This window comes from Superficieibacter sp. (genome assembly GCF_032071645.1).
Lineage (GTDB): Bacteria > Pseudomonadota > Gammaproteobacteria > Enterobacterales > Enterobacteriaceae > Superficieibacter.
On sequence record NZ_DAMAPU010000008.1, the window covers coordinates 137,529 to 158,512 of the forward strand.

General features: G+C 54.7%; 20 protein-coding genes. 9 read left to right on the forward strand and 11 right to left on the reverse strand.

Annotated features, from left to right (window positions below):
- Window positions 1-119 precede the first annotated feature (119 nt).
- Both malF and malG read left to right on the forward strand, forming a co-directional pair.
- Entirely contained in the window at window positions 120-1,664 is a 1,545-nt protein-coding gene (malF, locus tag RT197_RS15685) for a maltose ABC transporter permease MalF (RefSeq protein WP_312952082.1), read from the forward strand.
- Window positions 1,665-1,677: 13 nt separating this feature from the next.
- Complete coding sequence (malG, locus tag RT197_RS15690; RefSeq protein ID WP_312952083.1) at window positions 1,678-2,568, forward strand: maltose ABC transporter permease MalG; 891 nt, start codon at window positions 1,678-1,680, stop codon at window positions 2,566-2,568.
- Window positions 2,569-2,652: 84 nt separating this feature from the next.
- Here malG and psiE read toward each other — a convergent pair whose 3' ends face one another.
- The 6 genes from psiE to pgi form a co-directional block, all read right to left on the reverse strand.
- Complete coding sequence (psiE, locus tag RT197_RS15695) at window positions 2,653-3,063, reverse strand: phosphate-starvation-inducible protein PsiE (RefSeq protein ID WP_312952084.1); 411 nt, start codon at window positions 3,061-3,063, stop codon at window positions 2,653-2,655.
- A 134-nt stretch (window positions 3,064-3,197) separates the two neighbouring features.
- On the reverse strand, window positions 3,198-5,294 hold the full coding sequence (locus RT197_RS15700) for a YjbH domain-containing protein (protein ID WP_312952085.1): 2,097 nt from the start codon (window positions 5,292-5,294) through the stop codon (window positions 3,198-3,200).
- Window positions 5,294-6,031, reverse strand: a complete 738-nt coding sequence (locus RT197_RS15705) for a capsule biosynthesis GfcC D2 domain-containing protein (protein WP_312952086.1) — start codon at window positions 6,029-6,031, stop codon at window positions 5,294-5,296. The genes RT197_RS15700 and RT197_RS15705 overlap by 1 nt, the downstream gene beginning before the upstream one ends.
- Entirely contained in the window at window positions 6,028-6,666 is a 639-nt protein-coding gene (locus tag RT197_RS15710; protein WP_312952087.1) for a YjbF family lipoprotein, read from the reverse strand. Before RT197_RS15710 ends, RT197_RS15705 begins: the two co-directional genes overlap by 4 nt.
- 65 nt (window positions 6,667-6,731) lie before the next feature.
- Complete coding sequence (yjbE, locus tag RT197_RS15715) at window positions 6,732-6,974, reverse strand: exopolysaccharide production protein YjbE (RefSeq protein WP_312952088.1); 243 nt, start codon at window positions 6,972-6,974, stop codon at window positions 6,732-6,734.
- A gap of 336 nt (window positions 6,975-7,310) precedes the next feature.
- Window positions 7,311-8,960: a glucose-6-phosphate isomerase gene (gene pgi, locus RT197_RS15720; RefSeq protein ID WP_312952089.1), complete on the reverse strand. Its 1,650-nt coding sequence runs from the start codon at window positions 8,958-8,960 to the stop codon at window positions 7,311-7,313.
- Between the two features lie 497 nt (window positions 8,961-9,457).
- Here pgi and lysC point away from each other — a divergent pair, with 497 nt between their 5' ends.
- A complete protein-coding gene (gene lysC / locus RT197_RS15725) occupies window positions 9,458-10,819 on the forward strand; it encodes a lysine-sensitive aspartokinase 3 (protein WP_312952090.1) in 1,362 nt (453 codons plus the stop codon).
- Window positions 10,820-10,951: 132 nt separating this feature from the next.
- On the opposite strand, the gene RT197_RS15730 is transcribed toward lysC, so the two are convergent.
- Complete coding sequence (locus RT197_RS15730; RefSeq protein ID WP_312952091.1) at window positions 10,952-11,518, reverse strand: serine acetyltransferase; 567 nt, start codon at window positions 11,516-11,518, stop codon at window positions 10,952-10,954.
- A 263-nt stretch (window positions 11,519-11,781) separates the two neighbouring features.
- Here RT197_RS15730 and panS point away from each other — a divergent pair, with 263 nt between their 5' ends.
- The 6 genes from panS (at window position 11,782) to RT197_RS15760 (ending at window position 17,486) form a co-directional block, all read left to right on the forward strand.
- Complete coding sequence (panS, locus tag RT197_RS15735; RefSeq protein WP_312952092.1) at window positions 11,782-12,720, forward strand: ketopantoate/pantoate/pantothenate transporter PanS; 939 nt, start codon at window positions 11,782-11,784, stop codon at window positions 12,718-12,720.
- Between the two features lie 244 nt (window positions 12,721-12,964).
- Window positions 12,965-14,551 (forward strand): PTS sugar transporter, encoded by a 1,587-nt coding sequence (locus RT197_RS15740; protein WP_312952093.1) that lies wholly within the window; start codon window positions 12,965-12,967, stop codon window positions 14,549-14,551.
- 27 nt (window positions 14,552-14,578) lie between these two features.
- The gene (locus RT197_RS15745) at window positions 14,579-15,418 is read left to right on the forward strand and encodes a histidine biosynthesis protein (protein WP_312952094.1); all 840 of its coding nucleotides are present in this window, start codon (window positions 14,579-14,581) and stop codon (window positions 15,416-15,418) included.
- Between the two features lie 18 nt (window positions 15,419-15,436).
- Window positions 15,437-16,237, forward strand: a complete 801-nt coding sequence (locus RT197_RS15750; RefSeq protein ID WP_312952095.1) for a Cof-type HAD-IIB family hydrolase — start codon at window positions 15,437-15,439, stop codon at window positions 16,235-16,237.
- 49 nt (window positions 16,238-16,286) lie between these two features.
- Entirely contained in the window at window positions 16,287-17,045 is a 759-nt protein-coding gene (locus tag RT197_RS15755; RefSeq protein ID WP_312952096.1) for a DeoR/GlpR family DNA-binding transcription regulator, read from the forward strand.
- 168 nt (window positions 17,046-17,213) lie between these two features.
- Window positions 17,214-17,486, forward strand: a complete 273-nt coding sequence (locus RT197_RS15760; protein ID WP_312952097.1) for a DUF3811 domain-containing protein — start codon at window positions 17,214-17,216, stop codon at window positions 17,484-17,486.
- Here the strand turns inward: RT197_RS15760 and rluF are convergent.
- The 4 genes from rluF to RT197_RS15780 all read right to left on the reverse strand — a co-directional run bounded on the left by rluF (window position 17,483) and on the right by RT197_RS15780 (window position 20,841).
- Complete coding sequence (gene rluF / locus RT197_RS15765) at window positions 17,483-18,352, reverse strand: 23S rRNA pseudouridine(2604) synthase RluF (RefSeq protein ID WP_312952098.1); 870 nt, start codon at window positions 18,350-18,352, stop codon at window positions 17,483-17,485. The genes RT197_RS15760 and rluF overlap by 4 nt on opposite strands.
- A gap of 74 nt (window positions 18,353-18,426) precedes the next feature.
- A complete protein-coding gene (locus RT197_RS15770) occupies window positions 18,427-18,744 on the reverse strand; it encodes a helix-turn-helix transcriptional regulator (protein WP_312952099.1) in 318 nt (105 codons plus the stop codon).
- 1 nt (window position 18,745) lies between these two features.
- Window positions 18,746-19,093: a type II toxin-antitoxin system RelE/ParE family toxin gene (locus tag RT197_RS15775; RefSeq protein WP_312952100.1), complete on the reverse strand. Its 348-nt coding sequence runs from the start codon at window positions 19,091-19,093 to the stop codon at window positions 18,746-18,748.
- Window positions 19,094-19,209: 116 nt separating this feature from the next.
- Window positions 19,210-20,841: a Na/Pi cotransporter family protein gene (locus RT197_RS15780; RefSeq protein WP_312952101.1), complete on the reverse strand. Its 1,632-nt coding sequence runs from the start codon at window positions 20,839-20,841 to the stop codon at window positions 19,210-19,212.
- Window positions 20,842-20,984 lie beyond the last annotated feature (143 nt).

The window sequence follows — 20,984 nt, forward strand, 5'->3', positions numbered from 1 at the left end:
GACGTGTTGTAACCCCCTCATCCCGGCCTTCTCCCTTAAGGGAGAAGGAGAAACCGCCCCTCTCCCTTGAGGAGAGGGCTGGGGTGAGGGTTGTTTAATCGTTGTAGAGGACAATCCCCATGGATGCCGTTAAAAAGAAACACGGGTGGCAAAGCGACACGCTGAAATGGTCAGCGATAGGGTTGCTGGGGCTGCTGGTGGGTTACCTTGTTGTTTTAATGTACGCCCAGGGGGAGTACCTGTTTGCCATCATGACGCTGATTTTAAGCTCGGCTGGCCTGTATATTTTCGCTAATCGCAAAGCCTACGCGTGGCGCTATGTCTACCCTGGCATGGCCGGGATGGGGCTGTTTGTCCTTTTCCCGCTGGTCTGCACCATCGCCATCGCCTTTACCAACTACAGCAGCACCAACCAGCTCACCCAGGAGCGCGCGCAGCAGGTGCTGATGGACCGCTCATATCAGGCGGGTAAAACCTATAACTTCGGACTCTATCCGGCGGAGAATCAATGGCAACTGGCGCTGACCGACGGCGAAACCGGCAAAAATTATCTCTCCGACGCCTTCACTTTTGGCGGCGAGCAGAAAGTCGCGCTGAAAGAGATCGCCTCTCTGCCGACCCGCGAGCGCGCTAACTTACGCATCATCACCCAGAATCGTCAGGCGCTGACCCAACTGACGGCGGTGCTGCCCGACGAAAGTAAAGTGATCATGAGTTCGCTGCGTCAGTTCTCCGGCACGCGCCCTCTGTACTCGCTGGCGGATGACAGCACGCTGACCAACAACCAGAGCGGCGTGAAATACCGCCCTAATAACGACGCAGGCTTCTGGCAGGCGATCAATGCGGACGGCGCCTGGGGCGATGAAAAATTAAGCCCTGGCTACACCGTGACCATCGGCTGGGACAACTTTATGCGCGTCTTTACCGACGAAGGCATTCAGAAGCCGTTCTTCGCGATTTTCGTCTGGACGGTGATCTTCTCCATACTTACCGTCATTTTAACCGTCGCGGTAGGCATGGTGCTGGCCTGTGTGGTGCAGTGGGAATCGCTGAAAGGCAAAGCGATTTACCGCGTGCTGCTGATCCTGCCCTACGCCGTGCCGTCGTTTATCTCGATTCTGATTTTCAAAGGGCTGTTTAACCAGAGCTTTGGGGAAATCAACATGCTGCTGGGCACGCTGTTCGGTGTGAAACCGGCATGGTTCAGCGACCCGACCACCGCGCGTTCGATGATTGTGATCGTTAACACCTGGCTGGGCTACCCGTACATGATGATCCTGTGCATGGGACTGCTGAAAGCGATTCCTGACGATCTGTACGAAGCCTCGGCAATGGATGGCGCGGGACCGTTCCAGAACTTCTTTAAGATCACGCTGCCGCTGCTGATCAAACCGCTGACGCCGCTGATGATCGCCAGCTTTGCGTTTAACTTTAATAACTTCGTGCTGATCCAGTTGCTGACCAACGGCGGCCCGGATCGCCTTGGTACGACCACGCCGGCCGGGTATACCGACCTGCTGGTGAGCTACACCTACCGCATCGCCTTTGAAGGCGGCGGCGGTCAGGACTTTGGCCTGGCGGCCGCCATCGCCACGCTGATTTTCCTGCTGGTCGGCGCACTGGCCATTGTGAATCTGAAAGCCACGCGCATGAAGTTTGATTAAGGGAGAAATAACAATGGCTATGGTTCAACCCAAATCACAAAAGCTGCGGCTGCTGACGACGCACCTGCTACTGCTGGCGTTTATCGCCGCAATTATGTTCCCGCTGCTGATGGTGATCGCCATCTCCCTGCGCGAGGGCAACTTCGCCACCGGCAGTCTGATCCCGGAACAGATTTCCTGGGAGCACTGGCGGCTGGCGCTCGGTTTTAGCGTGGAACATGCGGATGGTCGCGTCACGCCGCCGCCTTTCCCGGTGCTGCTGTGGCTGTGGAACTCGGTAAAAATTGCCGGGATCACGGCGGTCGGTATTGTGGCGCTCTCCACCACCTGCGCCTATGCCTTTGCGCGGATGCGCTTTTCCGGCAAGGCGACGCTGCTGAAAGGGATGCTGATTTTCCAGATGTTCCCGGCGGTGCTGTCGCTGGTCGCGCTGTACGCGTTGTTTGACCGCCTCGGTCAGTACATTCCGTTTATCGGCCTGAATACCCACGGCGGGGTGATCTTCGCCTATCTGGGCGGGATCGCGCTGCACGTCTGGACGATTAAAGGCTATTTCGAAACCATTGACAGCTCGCTGGAAGAAGCCGCCGCGCTGGATGGGGCAACGCCGTGGCAGGCGTTCCGTCTGGTACTGCTGCCGCTGTCGGTGCCGATTCTGGCAGTGGTCTTTATTCTGTCGTTTATCGCCGCGATTACTGAAGTGCCGGTCGCCTCGCTGCTGTTGCGCGACGTGAACAGCTACACCCTGGCGGTCGGAATGCAGCAATATCTCAACCCGCAAAACTATCTGTGGGGCGACTTTGCCGCTGCGGCGGTGCTCTCCGCCATCCCTATCACTGCTGTGTTCCTGCTGGCCCAGCGCTGGCTGGTCAACGGTCTGACGGCAGGCGGGGTAAAAGGTTAAGTTTCATCGTTCGAAGCCGCTGTAACCCTCAACTTATCATTGATCTTGTGACCTTTGTTTGGCGCTCTTCGGAGCGCCCTTTTTTTATTCGCGCTTCAGCCGTTTCGAGTTACACAGCCAGAGGGTCACGACCAGAATCAGGATCGCCCCGGAGTAGATCAGCACATCCGATGGCGAGGTGTGATCGACAATGATCAGCCGCACAATGGCAGTGATCCCGATGTACAAAAAGTAGCGCAGCGGGAAATGAAAACCGGACTGAAAATATTTCACAATCAGCGCGATAAACTCGAAGTAAAGAAAATACACCACCAGCCCTTCGACCAGCTCGTATTTACTCGTTTGTTCAGGTGCGAAAAGCACATCCGCCAGATGTAATGTCTCTTTGCCGAGAAACACGACCAGGATTAGCCCCAGGCTGAGCAAGCCCAGATTGAGCACGGTCTGAAGAATGGTGGAGATAAACTCAACGCGCGGGCGGGGTAGCGATGTCATAGCAGCACCTTTTGCTAAAGAGACGTGGCTCTTGTATAGCGCAAAAGTGTGATCCAGATCTACATTTTTTATCCTGGTTTACGTCAGCGAAGGTAAAGCGCCCGGCTGCATTGCGCAAACCGGGCGTGGCAGGGTTAGCGGAAATTGATGTTCCGGTCGCTGGTCATGCCGTAAAGCTCGTATTTGCGGCCCAGCATTTGTCCGCCGTCGCGCGTCAGCGGCGTCCAGCCGATCGCGGCGCGGCTGCGTGTCGGGCCGGAAGAGAAGATATCCAGCGGCACAGAAACGTACACGCCTTTGGTGAAGTCCCCTTCCCCGTATTCATCCGCCGAAACGTTGGTGATAGTGGCGTACCCGCCGACCACCACGCCGCTGTCGAAGCGTTTGGCGATATCCAGCGTGCCGCCTTTATCCCCGGCCAGATACTGACCGACGCTGGCTTTCACCAGCACGTCCTGGGCAAACGGCGGCGTCCAGTAAGCGGTCAGATGCCCGGTTTTCACGTTGTAATCAGTGAATTTCATCATGTCCTGCGCGCTGCGCCAGTCACGCTGCTTCACATAGTTGGCATCCAGACCCACCGCCCAGTTGCTGTCTACCGGACGATAAAGCACTTCCGCACCCGCGCCGCCATACATCGTCTCCAGATAACCGCCGTAGACCTGACCATAGAAGTTATTGCCGAGGTACTGGAAGTAGTTGGCCTGGAGGTTGTTAACGTAGACATCGTTTTGCACGTATTCACGCACGCGGGTACGCACGCGCGGCAGCGTCGAATCGTTCGGCGGATTGGTGTAGTTAAACTTGTCGTAGTTATTGGCGAGGTTGGCAAACACGCTACCGGTAGTTAACAGGTGATCCGTCAGCCACAGATCGGCGGTACCCATCACCCCAAGCTGGTACATGTAGAAACTTTCCGGCCCGCCAAAGGACTGGTTGAGCACCGGATCGAGGTGGAAATCAAAGCGCGATTTGTCGAAATACCAGCCCTGCTCGGTATTTTCCGGCACGATCGGCGCAGTGCGTTTTTGTACCAGCGCCGTTTCCTGACCCAGCGGCTCGCCTTCCAGATGCCGTTTCAGGCTGGCAACGTCGGTTTCGGTAGTGACCTGCGGCATATTCAGCCGGTTTTCGGTCACGCGGATCGTGCGAATACCGTCCGGCAGATCGTTCATGATGATGCGGTTGGCCCGCTCGATACCTTCACGCGAATCGCGGTATTTAACCTGCTCGCCGGTCACGTACAGCGTATCGCCCTTGACCTGAATTTGCGGATCGGTCAGGCCCGCGTTGTATTTCAAAAGCGTGAGCTGATTCGATACCACCGAGTGTTGCAGGATCGCATCCTGCGGCTGCGGCTGGTATTGCGGACGCGCATTGTCGTTGTAGTTCGGGCGCAGGTCGTTGAAGTTGGTGCGTAAGGTCACGCCAAACATCAGCGTGTTGCCGCGCTCGTAGCTGACGTTGACGTCGGCCCAGTCGGTGGCGCGATAAATGGCCCCGACGTTAAATTTGCTTTTCTGATCCAGTCTGCCCGCAAAATCCTGCTGATAGTTATTGCCTTCGTACTCCAGCTTAAGGCGCAGCGGCTGCCACGGCGTCTGGTACTCCACGCCGCCAAACAGGGATGCCGGACCCCGGAACATTTCGCCGGTATCCATCGATCCCGCCTGCTTGTAGCTGTTGTCGCGATGGCAGTATTTATCGCTATACGAGCAGAACGGATTGCTGACGTTGCCGCTGGTGCCGAGGTAGCCCCAGCCCAGACCGAGCGAGAAATCAAACGGTCCCCAGGCTTTATTCGCCACCAGATATTCGGCATCAAACAGCCCGGTCCCGCCGATATCGCGCGCGCCCGCCGAAACCTGCGGCAGCCAGTAGCTCTCTTCCCACAGGCGCAGCTTGACGTCAAAGGCTTTATCTTTGTAGGTCTGATCGCCGGAGAACGCATCAACGGAGCTGTACTGTTTTGTCCGCACGTCGGTGTAACGCAGCGTGGTTTCCAGCCATGGGAACAGCTGTACCGATGCAGAATAGTAGCGGTACTGATCGTTATCACGGTAGTTAAGGCTCAGCTCGCCTTCACGCGCCATGCGGGCAGTTGGCGTTTGCAGCAGCCCCACGCCACCAAAGTCACCCTGCGACGGGCCGATGGGAGCCGGATAAGTTTCTGCGTGGCAGGCCGCGCTCACACCCAGCGCCAGCAGGCTATAAAGATAAGTTTTTTTCATTATTCGGGTATCCGCTGCGTCAGGGAGTGAACAACATCCGCATTGAGTTCATCCGGGGTGCGACGCCATAACGATCCGTCTAAACCGACAAAAATCGTGCTGCCCGGCATCGGTTCAACGTGGCGATGATTCCAGTACGCCACCGGGACTTTCTGCGCGCGCCCGTCCGGGTAAATCACCCACGCATAGCTGCGATCCGCTCCGCTTAACAGGCTGTTGCCTTCGAGATAGCTGGCGACATCGCGGCCCGGCGTAAACGCTTTTTTCCCCGGCTGGCTGACCAGCCCCATCACCGTTACCGTGGAGGGGCGCGGCCCGGCCCACAGGCTGTATTCGCCCTGCAATGGCGGATTGCCGCTGCTGCTCACCCGCACGCGATCCGGGTCGAGGTTGATAAGCTGCCTGCCGGTGACGCTGAGGTTTTGTAGCTGCTGGCGCAGGGCATTAATCGCCGCGCCGTCGTCACCGCCTTCTTCACTGGCCGCAACGGCCAGACGCGCCAGCAATGCCTGATGCTGTTGCTGCGCGACCGCCGTAGCCTGCCGCTCGCTGATGACCGCGCCCGGCCACCAGCTATTTGCCAGCGCGGGCTGGCCCACAAGATCAATCAGATGTTCAGCCCCGGTCAGCGTTTTCGGCTGCGCGCCGGGCGGCGAATAAACCTGCACCGTTCCCGCTGCCGTCGCCAGAGAGGACGTCAGCGCCAGCATCAGCGCGGCGATGAGCTGTTTTTTCATGATTTCGCCGCCTTGATTAACGTGGTTTTGACCGGGAAGTAATCGCCGCCGAGATACTGTATCGACTGGCGAATTTGCCCTTCGCTATCGATCCAGTAGCGGTTATGCCAGCGGGCCTGGTCGGTTTCGACTTCTTCATCAAGAACGCGGACTGGGGTGGTTTCACCGCCCAGCGTCACGCTGTCGGTCCCGTTCCAGTGGAAGACGGAGCGGGCGGTGGCGTAGCGCACCTGGCGGTATTCGGTCCAGCCCATCGTGCGCGTCCACTGCGCGCCGTCAATAATTTGGTCAAGCTTCGCCAGAGGATCGGCGGCCAGATTATTCACTTCCAGCAGGTTGTCCCCGCCAAGCAGGGTTTTCACCAGACGCCCGTGCTGCGTCACCAGGGTTGCCTGATCCTGCGTCACCCATTTTTGCTGCCCGTTTTCGGCGAAGGCCAGCACCACAAACAGCTGCGGTCCCTCGTTAAGCTGAACATACTGGCTGGCATAGGGCATGTTTTGAATATCATCGTCAGTGAGGTGAACACCAGGGGTACCAAACACGCTGTCCCACAATGAGTCTCCTAACCCTTTTGTGGTTGACGAACAGGCCTGGAGCAGCAGGCAAATCATAATGAGTGCAGGTCGCTTCACGACTCTTCTCTCCGAAGGGGCAAAATAACCACACCGAAGTGTGGTTATGGTTAAAATACCCGCTGTTACTGGGTACTGGTGGTCGTGGTAGTTGTGGTCCCGGTATTGGAACCATCACCACCACCCGTAGCCGCCAGAGCGACACCCACGGCCGAGCTTACGGGGCTAACGCTACTTGCAGTGGAGCTTCCCACTGAAACAGACGTCGCCGCCGAACCTGCGGCCTCACCGACCTGAACCGGTGCTGCATACGCGGACGTTGCCGCGCATGCGGTAATGGCAAAAATGCCATACAGGATTTTACGCATATCAATTTCCCTTCATTGAATGAATGGAGGTGCCTGAAATATCCAGGCGCGTTCGAGTATACACAACCCCGATACAAGGAATATCGTGAGGAAATATAAAATGGATTTAACTAAATTTAATAATGCACGGATATTTAAAATAAAATATCGATAAAATTCAATGAGTAAAAGAAAATCTAATATACGTATTTTCTTAAAATTTGGATTTGGGACGCTCGTAGCGTAATTCTTTTTCAGATTATGCTCACAAATACCGATAGCGAATATTAGGTCACAAGAAGAATTATCTGATAAAAAAATACCGGCAATTTGCCGGTATTTTTTATGGCTATTATCTTAGCCGCGCCACGCTTTATAACGGTTAATTAAACCGTTGGTGGAGCTGTCATGGCTGTCGATAGCGTCGTCTTCTTTCAGTTCCGGCAGAATGCGGTTAGCCAGCTGTTTGCCCAGCTCAACGCCCCACTGGTCGAAGGTGAAGATGTTCAGGATGATGCCCTGGGTGAAGATTTTATGTTCGTACAGGGCGATCAGCGCCCCCAGGCTGAACGGAGTGATTTCGCGCAGCAGAATGGAGTTAGTCGGACGGTTGCCTTCAAACACTTTAAACGGCACCACGTGCTCCAGGGTTTTAGGATCTTTACCCTGATCGGCATATTCCTGCTCAACCACATCACGGGATTTACCAAACGCCAGCGCTTCGGTCTGGGCGAAGAAGTTAGACAGCAGCTTCGGATGGTGATCGGAGAGCGGGTTGTGGGTGATCGCCGGGGCGATGAAATCGCACGGAACCATTTTGGTGCCCTGGTGGATCAGCTGATAAAACGCGTGCTGGCCGTTGGTGCCCGGCTCACCCCAGATGATAGGGCCAGTCTGGTAATCCACGGCGTTACCGTTACGGTCAACGTACTTACCGTTGGATTCCATATTGCCCTGCTGGAAGTAGGCCGCGAAACGGTGCATGTACTGGTCATACGGCAGGATCGCTTCGGTTTCTGCGCCGAAGAAATTGTTGTACCAGATGCCAATCAGCGCCAGCAGTACCGGCAGGTTCTGTTCAGGGGCGGTGGTGGAGAAATGTTTATCCATCGCGTGCGCGCCGGACAGCAGTTCCACAAAATTGTCGTAGCCCACGGACAGGATGATTGACAGGCCAATCGCCGACCACAGGGAGTAACGACCGCCCACCCAGTCCCAGAATTCGAACATGTTGGCGGTATCAATACCAAACTCGCCGACGGCTTTCGCATTGGTGGACAGCGCGGCAAAGTGTTTCGCTACGTGTTTTTCATCACCGGCGGTTTTCAGGAACCAGTCGCGCGCGCTGTGGGCGTTGGTCATGGTTTCCTGAGTGGTGAAGGTTTTAGACGCCACGAGGAACAGGGTGCTTTCCGGGCTGACTTTTTTCAGCACTTCGGCGATGTGGGTGCCATCGACGTTAGACACAAAGTGCATATTCAGATGGTTTTTGTACGGACGCAGCGCTTCGGTCACCATGAACGGGCCGAGGTCGGAGCCGCCAATACCGATGTTCACGACGTCGGTGATCGGCTTGCCGGTGTAGCCTTTCCATTCGCCGGAGATAATCGCTTCGGAGAAAGATTTCATCTTCTCCAGCACCGCGTTCACTTCCGGCATCACGTCTTTGCCGTCGACGATAATCGGCGTATTACTGCGGTTACGCAGCGCGACGTGCAGCACGGCGCGGTCTTCAGTGCGGTTAATTTTTTCGCCGGAGAACATGGACGCGATCGCGCCAGCCAGATCGGTCTCTTTCGCCAGATCCTGAAGTTTTGCCAACGTCTCTTCGGTGATGCGGTTTTTGGAGAAGTCCACCAGCATGGAATCATTGAACGTGGCGGAGAATTTGCTGAAACGATCGCTGTCTTTCGCGAACAGGTCCGCGATCGTCACGTCTTTCATTTCATCATAGTGTTTCTGTAATGCCTGCCAGGCAGAAGTCTGCGTCGGATTAATGTTTTTCATGAGCAATACTCTTCAGATATGAGAACTATAACTGCGGTCGATTGTAGCGCCAGTAACGCAAAATTGTGATGGTTTTTATGCCATTGCCCTGGTGGAGCGACAATAACGGTCAAAAGAACAGGGAAAGTATAGCGTTTATGCCCTGGATCATTCGAGTGACAGGCGAAGGAGACGGCGATCGGGCAACCTGAAGCATGACGAGGATATAAGTGTTTTTTCTGATGGGCTGCGCTGCATGAAAAATCCGCATAACCCCAGCGTTGACATCATCCGGCTCACCTTTTATTTATGAATATACCCTGAATAATTCGAGTTGCATCAACGCGGCAGCGAGGGAAGCCCCGGGAACTTACGCCAGTAAGTGGCTGGGGTGAGTGAGCGCAGCCAGCACACAGGCAACGTGAAATATTACGGGTATAAGGTGCTTGCACATGGACCGGTCAACGTTCTGCCCTTGTGCCGGGGTCGCTATTTTCATTCTCAGACACGAGGTTGCTATGACTACTGCCGTTTCCCCGCTTGTTGTCGCCAAATTTGGCGGCACCAGCGTGGCCAATTTTGATGCCATGAACCGCAGCGCGGACGTGGTGCTTTCCGATCCCAGCGTACATCTGGTGGTGCTTTCCGCGTCGGCGGGAGTGACCAATTTGCTGGTGGCGCTGGCCGAAGGGCTGGAGGCGAGCGAACGCTTCGTCAAACTGGATGCGATCCGCAAAATTCAGTTCGATATCCTCGAACGTCTGACGCAGCCAAATATCATCCGTGAAGAAATTGATCGCCTGCTGGAAAATATTACCACTCTGGCAGAGGCGGCGTCGCTGGCGACCTCTGCCGCCCTCACCGATGAATTGGTGAGCCACGGCGAGCTGATGTCTACCCTGTTGTTCGTCGAGATCCTGCGTGAGCGCAAGGTGCAGGCACAGTGGTTTGACGTGCGTAAAGTCATGCGCACCAGCGACCGTTTCGGCCGTGCCGAGCCGGACGTGGCGGCGCTCGCGGAACTGACCAACCAGTTGCTCTCTCCGCGCCTGCACGAAGGTCTGGTGATCACCCAGGGATTTATCGGCAGCGAAGGCAAAGGCCGTACCACCACGCTGGGACGCGGCGGCAGCGACTATACTGCCGCCCTGCTGGGAGAAGCGCTGCACGCGACCCGCGTGGATATCTGGACCGATGTGCCGGGCATTTACACCACCGACCCGCGCGTAGTGCCTGCGGCAAAACGTATTGATGAAATCGCCTTTGAAGAGGCGGCGGAAATGGCAACGTTCGGCGCAAAAGTCCTGCACCCGGCGACGCTGCTGCCCGCCGTGCGCAGCGATATCCCGGTGTTTGTCGGCTCCAGCAAAGATCCAAAAGCGGGCGGCACGCTGGTCTGCAATGAGACGCAAAACCCGCCGCTGTTCCGCGCGCTGGCACTGCGCCGGAAACAAACGCTGCTAACCTTGCACAGCCTGAATATGCTGCATTCGCGCGGCTTCCTGGCGGAGCTGTTCGGCATTCTGGCACGCCATAACATTTCGGTCGATTTGATCACCACCTCTGAAGTCAGCGTGGCGTTAACCCTCGACACGACCGGATCGACCTCCACCGGCGATACGCTGCTCACCCAGTCTCTGCTGATGGAATTGTCGGCTCTGTGTCGGGTGGAAGTTGAAGAAAACCTGGCGCTGGTCGCGCTGATCGGCAACGACCTGTCGAAAGCCTGCGGCGTGGGCAAAGAGGTATTTGGCGTGCTGGAGCCGTTTAACATCCGCATGATTTGCTATGGCGCATCAAGCCATAACCTGTGCTTCCTTGTCCCCGGTGCCGAAGCCGAGCAGGTAGTCCAGAAGCTGCATTTCAATTTGTTTGAATAATAAAAATGCCCGGTAGCGTTGTGCCAGCCGGGCAAACTCATTTGTGGTGTGCTAAACATTCATCACCATGCTTAGCTACCGATAGCATACGCATAATTCAGGGCCGATTTATCTTACGGCTCTGAATTATGACTAAGCGGCGGAAATAATTTTCGGTGTTACCTGGCAAATATAGGTCGACTTATCTGGAATATCCCCCAGCACTAACGACATCGCGCCTATTTTCACATCATCACCAATGTTGACGTTGCCCAGAATACAGGCGCTTGCACCAATATTTACGTTATTACCAATATGCGCCGCCGATTCGTCATTATCATTACGCAGGCCGATAGTCACATTTTGATAGATGGTGGCATTTTCGCCGATGACCGATTTCCCTGAAATGACCACCCCGGTCAGGTGAACAAACTTAGGATTTATACCGATAGCGGCTTTTAAACTGATATCCGAGGCGTAGCGGCACTGCAAGGACCAGTGGATTTTTTTAGCCGCGCGTTTTTGCTGTTTATTACCCTTTATCGACATCTGGCTGGCGAGACGCCACCACATCAGGAAATGCCGGGTACGGCTGCGGTGAGCCATATAAAGACGAAAAGGATTGATCTTACCGCCAGAGGTTATTTCCGCTCGCCAGAACTGTTTTAATTCAGCACTTTTTTCAGATAACAGAAACAAAATAACAGGGATGATTTTCATGTTCTCGTTTTTCTTCAGCGACACATTCTGTGATATTGCGGGTTGTCCCGACCGGTTAAAACCCGATAACAATAGTCCATGTTGCCCCTTTCCGCCTGCCTGAATTCGTCGTGCTTTCCTCCCGCACAGAGGCCACATGAATCCTCTTCATCATAATTTGTTTGAATAAACAGCCCTCACACGATAAAAAATAGCTATGGTCTGGCTCGATCCCGGCCTGTTTATAACAAAACACAACGCATACATCCCTGAGGAAAAACACGATGCTTTCCATGCTGACCAGGCTGTTCCCGTTATGGGCGCTGCTGCTCTCCGTTATCGCTTATTACACGCCCACCACCTTTGTTCCCCTCGGCCCGTGGGTCAGTACGCTGCTGATGCTCATTATGTTTGGCATGGGTGTACATTTACGGCTCGCTGATTTTAAGCGCGTGCTGTCACGCCCGGCTCCGGTTGCCGCAGGGATTTTCCTGCACTATCTGGTCATGCCGCTGGCCGCCTGGCTGCTGGCGATACTGTTTAAAATGCCGCCGGATCTCTCCGCCGGTATGGTGCTGGTGGGAAGTGTCGCCAGCGGCACCGCGTCGAATGTGATGATTTATCTGGCAAAAGGCGACGTCGCACTTTCCGTCACCATCTCTTCCGTCTCTACTCTGGTGGGCGTGGTCGCCACGCCGTTGCTGACACGGTTGTATGTGGACGCTCACATTCAGGTGGATGTGATAGGGATGCTGCTGAGCATTCTGCAAATCGTGGTGATCCCGATTGCGCTTGGCCTGATTGTTCACCATCTGTTCCCGCGCGTGGTGAAGGCCGTGGAACCGTATCTGCCTGCGTTCTCAATGGTCTGCATTCTGGCGATTATCAGCGCAGTGGTCGCGGGCAGCGCCAGCCATATTGCTTCGGTCGGACTGGTAGTGATTATCGCGGTGATCCTGCATAACACCATCGGGCTGCTGGGTGGTTACTGGGGCGGCAAGTTATTCGGTTTTGATGAGTCAACCTGCCGCACGCTGGCGATTGAAGTCGGTATGCAGAACTCCGGCCTTGCCGCCGCGCTCGGCAAAATTTACTTTTCCCCACTGGCCGCCCTCCCCGGCGCGCTCTTTTCGGTATGGCATAACCTTTCCGGCTCGCTGCTGGCGGGATACTGGTCTGCGAAGCCGCTTGATGAGAAACATAAGACGCTGCGCCAGCAGTAATCCAGCGTGATGGGGGGTACGCCCTCCATCCTCACCGCATTTCTTTTGAACTCCGTCACAAAACCACAAATAACAACACAAAGCAATTTCTTAATATACTCTTTTACTTTCATATAAATACAACAAAAAACACGCTTAATCCTTCGCAAAAAACAGCGATCAAATGTTGATTTAATTTGTTTTTGTTGGAATTATTATATCATTACAACACAAATAACCCTCTTACCCTGTCCCTGAGGCTACGATGAAAAAAATTGCGATTATTGGAAGCAGTGGAGGCAATCTCTACAACCTGGGCGGCGCAGAGCCGGAAAAGTTGCTGCATGAGATTTACCAGCAGTGCGAAGCCGCAGGCGTGGAGGTCGCTGCCGTGCAGTTTATCGCGGCGGAGGCGTCTATGGATGCCGCCAAACCCGACACGCCAGCATCCGTTTTTGCCCTGACCGCAGAAAACCAACAAAAACCACAGCGTATCTTTCACGGTAAGCTGGCCGACGTGAATGCTTCGGTGGTAGAAAGCGATCGGCAGATCGCAGAAAGGATCCGCAGCGGCGAGATCGACGGGATCGTCGTCATGAGCGCCGATCCGCAGAAAACAAATCAGGCCGTTTTCGCCGCTGCCGTGGACATGAAAACGCCGATTGTCGGTACAGGTGGTACCTCAATGGCGCTGATCGCCGCCAAAGGCGCAAAAGTGGTCGCAACCTCCGGCACTACCGGCACCACCAGCCGTACTCGCGCGGTTTCTTTTGTGGCATCGCTGTGTAAACACTGGGGGATCAAATACAAGCCGCAGCTGGGCAGCGCCTCGCCTTCACAAAGCGGTTCAGGAAAAAGCCTGCTTAAGCGGTTTAACATCCGCAGCATTATGATCCCCGCCTTGCCCGGCTTTATTGCGATGGCGATTGTCCTCGCACTGAGCCACATTCCCGGGCTGGAAAAACTGAACGATATTTTTGAGATTCTGCTGAAAGGCCTGCCGGTGCTGGTCGCCGTTCTCGCCGCGAAGCAGATTTCTGAACTGGATGAAGTCTCGATCGTGGCAGGCGTGGTTGCCGGGGTGCTTTCAGTTGAAGGCGGGCTGATTGGCGGGATTATCGGCGGTCTGATGGCCGGTATCTTCGTTCGCTGGCTGTTTGAACTGTGTCTGAACTGGCGCTTTCCGATGACCACCGTCAACATTGTCGCCGGTGGGATATCCGGCCTCGCCGCCGGTTTGATCATGCACTATTTGCTAAGCCCGCTGGCGCTGGAAGCCGGTAACTATATCAAGCTGGCCATTGAAAGCACGCTGGCATTCAGTCCTGTCCTTGCCGGACTCCTGGCGGGGCTGGTCATCTGGCCTGCCATACTCGGCGGCGTATACCACGCGGTCATCCTGCCGCTGGTGCTGCTGGAGATGGAAAAATCCGGTGTCAGCTTCCTCGGCGCGGTAGATATGGTTGGCCTGGTCATGGTCGCTGCCGGTATCAACCTGGCTAACGTCATCGCCCCTCGTGAAAAAAGCGAAGCAGCGGTCGCCACCCCCGGTCTGCTCATCAACCTGGGCTTTGGGACCTTCGTGGAGTCTGCCTATCCGTTCATGTTCGCCAACAAAATCGTCTTTGGCTCCGCCATCGTCTGGGCGGGTCTGGGCGGCATGATGCTGGGCTTCTTTAACGTTAAGGGTGTGGCCTACGTTCCCGCATTCGCATCACCGTTCTTATCCAGTAACGCATTACAGATGGCCATTGTGATGATCACGGTAATGGTGCTGACCTGCATCAGCACCCTTATTGCTAACCGATTTAAGGCCGTCGTGCAGAAAGAATCTGCGCCGGTAACGCACTAATTAATGCACCAACACCAGAGGTACACCATGTTTAAAGGCGATATGAATAAAAAACGCGCAAAAGCGTTACAGAAAGTGAAAGATGCTATTGTGCTTCACGGCGGGCAAACCATTCTCAGCACCGGTATCACGGGCGATGATGCGCGTCTGGCGAAAGCGGTATGCGAAGCCGGGGTCAAACTGCTGGAGCCGAATCATCCCGCCCTGGCGCTGGCACGCGGTCACAAAGGCGTGAGTAATATGCACGCAGCGGAACAAATTCGCCATGAAATCACCAACGGCCAGATGGCAGAGGCGGTAAACGGCGTGCGTAATGTGGTGCCCGACGATATTTTCATTACCGTCGGCATTGCGGGCGGCTTTACCGAAACCCTGCCGGTTCCGCTTAGCGAAACCGAAATTCTTGAAATTGCCCGCGCTGGCGCTGACGGATTGCATACCCATAAATCCGACTGGGAGGATTTGCAGGATATTGTCGATCTTGCGCACCAGTATGGCCTGACCGTCGATGCTTATATTGGTCATCCTGATGATCTGCACACATTTGGCATCCCGGCACGCACACCGGAAGAAGTGGCGAGCGTCGCGAAGCGGATGCAGGACATTGGCGTCGATATGATCGGCCTGATGACCGGCATGAGCTATGAAGGCGTGGCGGCAGGCGATATTCCGCAGGCGATTAAAGACCGTCTGCGGGCGCTGGTCGGCGCGGTGGATGTCCCGACGCTGGCAGAAGGCGGTATCAACCTCGCCAACGCCAAAGCCTTTAAGGATACCGGCGTGAATATCCTGGTGGTCGGGACCGCAATCGACAATATGGTCTGCAATGCCGCCAAAGAAGCCGTGACGCCGTTTATTACTCATTAAAAAAGCCGGGAAAGTTATATGCTGCTGGTTACCGATCTGGACGGAACATTATTAACGTCGCGGAAGATAATAGGCCCACGCACCCGTCAGGCGCTGGCTGACTATCGCCAGCGCGGCGGCCAGTTGGCTGCCTGTTCCGCCAGACCGGTTTCTTCAATGATGCAGCTGCTGCAAGAGCAGGAAGTTGATACTCTGTTTAGCTGGTGCGCCGGATTCAACGGTGGGCAAATCCTTGCGATGGCGCAGCAACGAATTATCCATTCTGCCGGGTTATCCAGCCAGCAGCTACAGGACATCGATCGGCATAGTGTTCTTTCCCGCTATTCACACCATTTTTTTAGCGCCGGAGCTATTTATTGTCGCGACGATTACCCCGTCGCGCGCTGGACAAGGTATGAAGCACGACTTTTTGACCTTCCACTGATTGCCGCGCCCTTTGAAAATATCGTGAATCGCAACGACATTTATAAAATCACACTGGTAGCGGACTCGTCGAAAATTGATTCGCTGGATGCACAGTTGAATATAATACTGCCTGTTGATTATCGCGCCACGGTGACAGGAGCCCATTATATTGATATTCAGCGCGCAGAAATAAATAAAGGTTATGCGATAAAAACGTTAATTGAGCAAGCAGGGATCTGTGCGGCGCAGGTTATCGCCTTTGGCGACCAGCAAAACGATGTCAGCATGTTTACTGCCGCTGGCGTGGGGATCGCCATGGGCAACGCCCCGGCGTCGGTAAAAAAGCAGGCCGACTACGTTACGGCGTCTAACGATGATGAGGGTATTGCCGACGCGCTGAAGTGGTTGCGCTGACCTGCGCATCCAGTTACCATGCGCCAAAGCACGATTCTGGCGGACAATCATGAACCCGATAAAAAGAAGAAAACATATTCTTGATGAATTAGAAAAGTTCGGTGAAGTGACCGTGGTTAAATTATCGGAAACGCTAAAAGTCACTTCTGAAACCATTCGTCGGGATCTCTCTTCGCTGGAGTCTGAAGGGCAAATCACCAAAATCCACGGCGGCGCGGTGATAAAGCAGGTTGTTCAGGAAGATGCCTTTGGCGCACGCATTAATACCCATCGCGAAGAAAAAATGGCGATAGGCAAAGTGGCCGCCGCTATGGTCAGCGAACACGACACCTTATTTATTGATTCCTGTACCACCAACCTTATTCTGGCAGAACAATTACCCTCTTTCGCCTTCTCCGTTATTACCAACTCCGCATTAATTGCCGATAAAATTAAAGAACATAATCTGTTGGCGCGAGTTTATGTATTAGGCGGCGAATATGATTACCATTTCCGCGCTAATCTTGGCGTCTCCGTTTGCCAGCAAATTAATGCCATTCATGCCGATATTTGTTTCATCGGCGCGGGCGGCATTTCGCCCCAGCATGGGGTGCTGGTGAAAAGCTTTGACGAGGCGTATGTGGCGCAGGCCATGATCACTATGAGCAAAAAATCGGTGATCCTCGCCGATCACAGCAAATTTGGGCAGGATGGCGTGATGTGCATCGCAACCTTAAAAGAGGTCGATCACATTATTACCGATAGCGGATTCAAAACAACGGGTTATACCCAACCGGATTTCGCCGGGAAATTGCGGGTGGCAGAGTAGTCCTGCCCGGTTGCCGCATCGCCTGACTTTCTTGCTTCAGAGTTTGTCCACTGGGCGTAACGCTATGACCCGCACAGCCGAAGTAAATATGCGCGCTGCTTGCAGGACAGGTTCTATTTTGTCGTTAATGCCGTACACTGAACCATCTTCCTGCCAGAGGGCACTATCATGGCACTTCCCCGCATTACCCAAAAAGAGATGACCGAGCGCGAGCAGCGCGAACTGAAAACGCTGCTTGATCGTGCGCGGATTGCGCATGGTCGCCTGTTGACCAACGCGGAAAGCAACAACGTTAAAAAAGAGTACATCGATAAGCTAATGATTGAGCGTGAAGCAGAAGCGAAAAAAGCCCGCCAGTTGAAGAAAAAGCAGGCTTATAAACCGGATAAGGAAGCATCGTTTTCCTGGTCGGCAAATACGCCGACGCGCGGCAGGCGTTAACGTCCTTTTTTCTTTCGTCCCGGCGACGTAAAGCGTTTACCGTTGGATGCCGGGCGCGCTTTCTCGGCGGTTTTTTCGACCTTAACGACCGGGCGCTTGATGCCCGCCGTTTTAGGTTTGGCTTTCGCCTTCGGTTTAGCTTCGGAGGATGAATTCTCGATCAGTTTGAACAGCGTAATAAGCTCGTCATCCGTCAGATCGCGCCACTCACCGAGCGGAAGCCCCGACAAGCCCACATTCATGATGCGCGTGCGTTCCAGTTTAGTCACTTCATAGCCAAAATGTTCGCACATGCGGCGAATCTGACGATTCAGCCCCTGAATCAGCGTGATGCGAAACACGAACGGCGCTTCTTTTTTGACTTTGCACTTTTTCGTTACGGTCCCAAGGATCGGCACGCCCGCGCCCATACCGCGAATAAAGTCATCGGTAACGGGCTTATCGACCGTAACCAGATACTCTTTTTCGTGATCGTTACCGGCACGCAGGATTTTATTCACCAGGTCGCCGTGATTGGTGAGAAAAATCAGCCCCTGCGAGTCTTTATCCAGGCGGCCAATCGGGAAGACGCGTTTACTGTGATTGACGAAATCAACGATGTTATCACGCTCGCTGTCTTCGGTGGTGCTGACGATGCCCACCGGCTTGTTGAGCGCGATAAAGACCAAATCTTCTGCCTCACGCGGCTCAATCAACTGACCGTTAACCTTGACCACATCGCCTGCAGAGACCTGATCGCCGATGGTGGCACGCTTACCGTTGATAAAAACGTTGCCCTGTTCGATATAGCGATCTGCCTCGCGGCGCGAGCAAATTCCGCTTTCACTGATGTATTTGTTTAATCGGGTTGATGAGTCTGGCAGCATAAATTCTCCTGTAAAAGCGAAATATACCTTACCTGACGAATGAGAAAAATAATCGCGTTCGCAAATACCGGCGCTTAGCCAAAACTGACTTTTAATGTGCCGGGCACGTTGCTCTCTTTTCCTACAACGATTTCAACATCCCGACCTAATCTGACCAGACATTCCAGCATCTTTGCTTCGCTAATCCCTCTGAACTGGCCGCGCAATAAATTAGACAGTTTAGGCTGGGTCATTCCCAGCATCTGCGCCGCCAGCTGCTGGGTCAAATTTTTACGTTGCAGGATCTCACCGATAGCCAGCGCTAACTGCGCTTTGAGCTGCATTTGTTGCGCATCGTGAGAACCTAAATCGGCATAAACATTGCCGCTACTCGCTTCAACTTCATGTGTCATATTAACTCTCCTGCGCGTGGCGGTGAGCGGCTTTGAGCCGCTGCCAGATGAGATCGATATCCGGCTTTGGCGTGGCCTTCCCGGAGACAGATTTTTTCTGAAAGGCATGCAGCACATATACCGCACTTTTTAATTGAATGGTGTAGACAGCACGCCAGGTGTTGCCATGGAAGTCCTCAACGATTTCCAGCACGCCAGCGCCACCGAAACCTTTTAAGGGCTTTGTTTGCGGGTGCTGCTTCCCTTGCTGGGCGAGCCACAGCGCAAAACCAAACGTATCCTGAACCTGTTCGGGCATTGCCTGGAGATCCTTGCGGGCATGCCCTACCCAGTAAAGCGGTTTCGTCATCTCTTCCTCTGATTATATCCATATAGGTATAAAACACCACTATCAGGCAGAAGGATAAATCAACATTCCCGGCCGTTCAGGAATACGACGTGGTTTTGCGAGGCGCTTTCCAGTCTTCAGTATTCGTTGCGATCATCATCTTCATCGGGCTGTTCCAGCACGCCGTAGGCCACCGAACAGAAGAGTGAATTCAGGCGTTTCATGTCGCCGAGCAGCCCAAGATGCAGGGAGCTGGTTTCAATACTCTGCACGTTTTGCTGATGCAGGCGGTCAACGTGCGCGTGCGCGTAGCGCCGGTTGAGGATACGGAAGCGGTGTTTGCTACGCCGCAGGCGGCGGGCGCTGGTGACATCGCCGGAGAAGAAGACCGTCATCGCCAGCTTCAGGTTATTGAGCAATTGCTCATAGAGTGCGTCCAGTTCCTTGACCCCTTCCAGCGAGAAGGCCCGGCGGGCGGCCAGCGATTTGTCGGCGATTTCGCTGCCCATGCGCTCAATGATATCGGACGCCTGCTCAAGGTTAAGCGACATCTCAATGATTTCAGCCCAGCGGCGGGACTCTTCCTCCGCCAGTTCATCTTTCGGCATCCGCGCCAGATAGAGTTTGATGGCGGTATAGAGAACGTTGATGTCGTCAGCGAGCTTGCGCAGCTCTTTTTCCTGACGCGGTTCGCCGTGCATCACCTGCCGGAGGCCGTCCAGCATCTGCTCCATTGCATCGCCCATGCGCAGGGTTTCCCTCGCGGCATTCGCCAGTGCAAGCGTGGGCGTGTCCAGCGCGCTGGTATCAAGATGCTTCGGCTTCAGGCGCGCGTCAAGCTCTGGCTCGTCACGGATGATGCGCTCGCAAAACCGTGCCATCGCGCCGGCAAAAGGCACCATCGCCAGACAGCGGATCAGGTTGTAGAAGACGTGGAAATAAATTACCAGCTCTGATTCCGGCAGCGGCAGTGCATCCATCGCATTCGCCAGCATATGCACGAACGGCAGGATCAGCAGGCTACCCACCAGCTTAAATAACAAGCTGCCGAGCGCCACGCGACGGGCGGCGGCGTTGGCGGCGCTGTTGTTGAGCATCGCCAGCAGGCCGGAGCCAAGGTTAGCCCCGATCACCAGACACAGTGCGACCGGGAAGGAGATAATTCCCGCGGCGGTCAGCGTCGCCGTTAACAGCACGGCCGCGAGGCTGGAGTAACTGATAATGGCAAAAACGGCACCAATCAGCGCATCCAGCATGATGTCGCCGGTGAGCGAAGCGAAAATCACCTGCACGCCGTTAGCCTGGGTGATAGGCGTCACGGCCTGCACGATCAGTTCCAGCGCCTGTAAAATCAGCCCCAGACCAATCGCCACGCGCCCCAGTTGTCCGGCCCGCGTTTGTTTACGTCCGAGGAAAAATATCACCCCGACGAAGATCAGCAGCGGCGAGAGCCAGGAGAGATCGAAGGTGAGGATACGCGCCATTAGCGCGGTCCCGACGTCGGCCCCCAGCACAATCACCAGCGCAGGCGTCAGGGCGACAAGATCCTGGGCAACGAACGAGGTTACCAGCATGGTGGTCGCGTTGCTGCTTTGCACCAGCGCGGTCACGCCAATCCCAGCGCTGAAGGCGAGCGGTTTTTTCTCCACGCTACGGCTAAGTACGGTGCGTAATCTCGCGCCAAAAACGCGCATCACGCCGGTGCGCACGATGTGAGTCCCCCAGACCAGCAGGGCGACAGCAGAAAGCAGGTGTAACAGCGTTAACACGGAATGGTTGCCTCCTTAATTGTTATTGGTTTCCCTGGTACAAAAACGCCAGCTAAGGCCGCACAGAGGCAGCCCGACGTTTATACCCGTCATACTTCAGGCCGCAGGATAAAAATACGACAAGTTTTTTTCTGCGACTTGAA

What these genes read in the sequence shown, in the direction of transcription:
- malF (WP_312952082.1), top strand. Translation starts at nt 120, where the DNA reads ATGGATGCCGTTAAAAAGAAACACGGGTGGCAAAGCGACACGCTGAAA.
- malG (WP_312952083.1), top strand. Translation starts at nt 1,678, where the DNA reads ATGGCTATGGTTCAACCCAAATCACAAAAGCTGCGGCTGCTGACGACG.
- psiE (WP_312952084.1), bottom strand. Translation starts at nt 3,063, where the DNA reads ATGACATCGCTACCCCGCCCGCGCGTTGAGTTTATCTCCACCATTCTT.
- RT197_RS15700 (WP_312952085.1), bottom strand. Translation starts at nt 5,294, where the DNA reads ATGAAAAAAACTTATCTTTATAGCCTGCTGGCGCTGGGTGTGAGCGCG.
- RT197_RS15705 (WP_312952086.1), bottom strand. Translation starts at nt 6,031, where the DNA reads ATGAAAAAACAGCTCATCGCCGCGCTGATGCTGGCGCTGACGTCCTCT.
- yjbE (WP_312952088.1), bottom strand. Translation starts at nt 6,974, where the DNA reads ATGCGTAAAATCCTGTATGGCATTTTTGCCATTACCGCATGCGCGGCA.
- pgi (WP_312952089.1), bottom strand. Translation starts at nt 8,960, where the DNA reads ATGAAAAACATTAATCCGACGCAGACTTCTGCCTGGCAGGCATTACAG.
- lysC (WP_312952090.1), top strand. Translation starts at nt 9,458, where the DNA reads ATGACTACTGCCGTTTCCCCGCTTGTTGTCGCCAAATTTGGCGGCACC.
- RT197_RS15730 (WP_312952091.1), bottom strand. Translation starts at nt 11,518, where the DNA reads ATGAAAATCATCCCTGTTATTTTGTTTCTGTTATCTGAAAAAAGTGCT.
- panS (WP_312952092.1), top strand. Translation starts at nt 11,782, where the DNA reads ATGCTTTCCATGCTGACCAGGCTGTTCCCGTTATGGGCGCTGCTGCTC.
- RT197_RS15740 (WP_312952093.1), top strand. Translation starts at nt 12,965, where the DNA reads ATGAAAAAAATTGCGATTATTGGAAGCAGTGGAGGCAATCTCTACAAC.
- RT197_RS15745 (WP_312952094.1), top strand. Translation starts at nt 14,579, where the DNA reads ATGTTTAAAGGCGATATGAATAAAAAACGCGCAAAAGCGTTACAGAAA.
- RT197_RS15750 (WP_312952095.1), top strand. Translation starts at nt 15,437, where the DNA reads ATGCTGCTGGTTACCGATCTGGACGGAACATTATTAACGTCGCGGAAG.
- RT197_RS15755 (WP_312952096.1), top strand. Translation starts at nt 16,287, where the DNA reads ATGAACCCGATAAAAAGAAGAAAACATATTCTTGATGAATTAGAAAAG.
- RT197_RS15760 (WP_312952097.1), top strand. Translation starts at nt 17,214, where the DNA reads ATGGCACTTCCCCGCATTACCCAAAAAGAGATGACCGAGCGCGAGCAG.
- rluF (WP_312952098.1), bottom strand. Translation starts at nt 18,352, where the DNA reads ATGCTGCCAGACTCATCAACCCGATTAAACAAATACATCAGTGAAAGC.
- RT197_RS15770 (WP_312952099.1), bottom strand. Translation starts at nt 18,744, where the DNA reads ATGACACATGAAGTTGAAGCGAGTAGCGGCAATGTTTATGCCGATTTA.
- RT197_RS15775 (WP_312952100.1), bottom strand. Translation starts at nt 19,093, where the DNA reads ATGACGAAACCGCTTTACTGGGTAGGGCATGCCCGCAAGGATCTCCAG.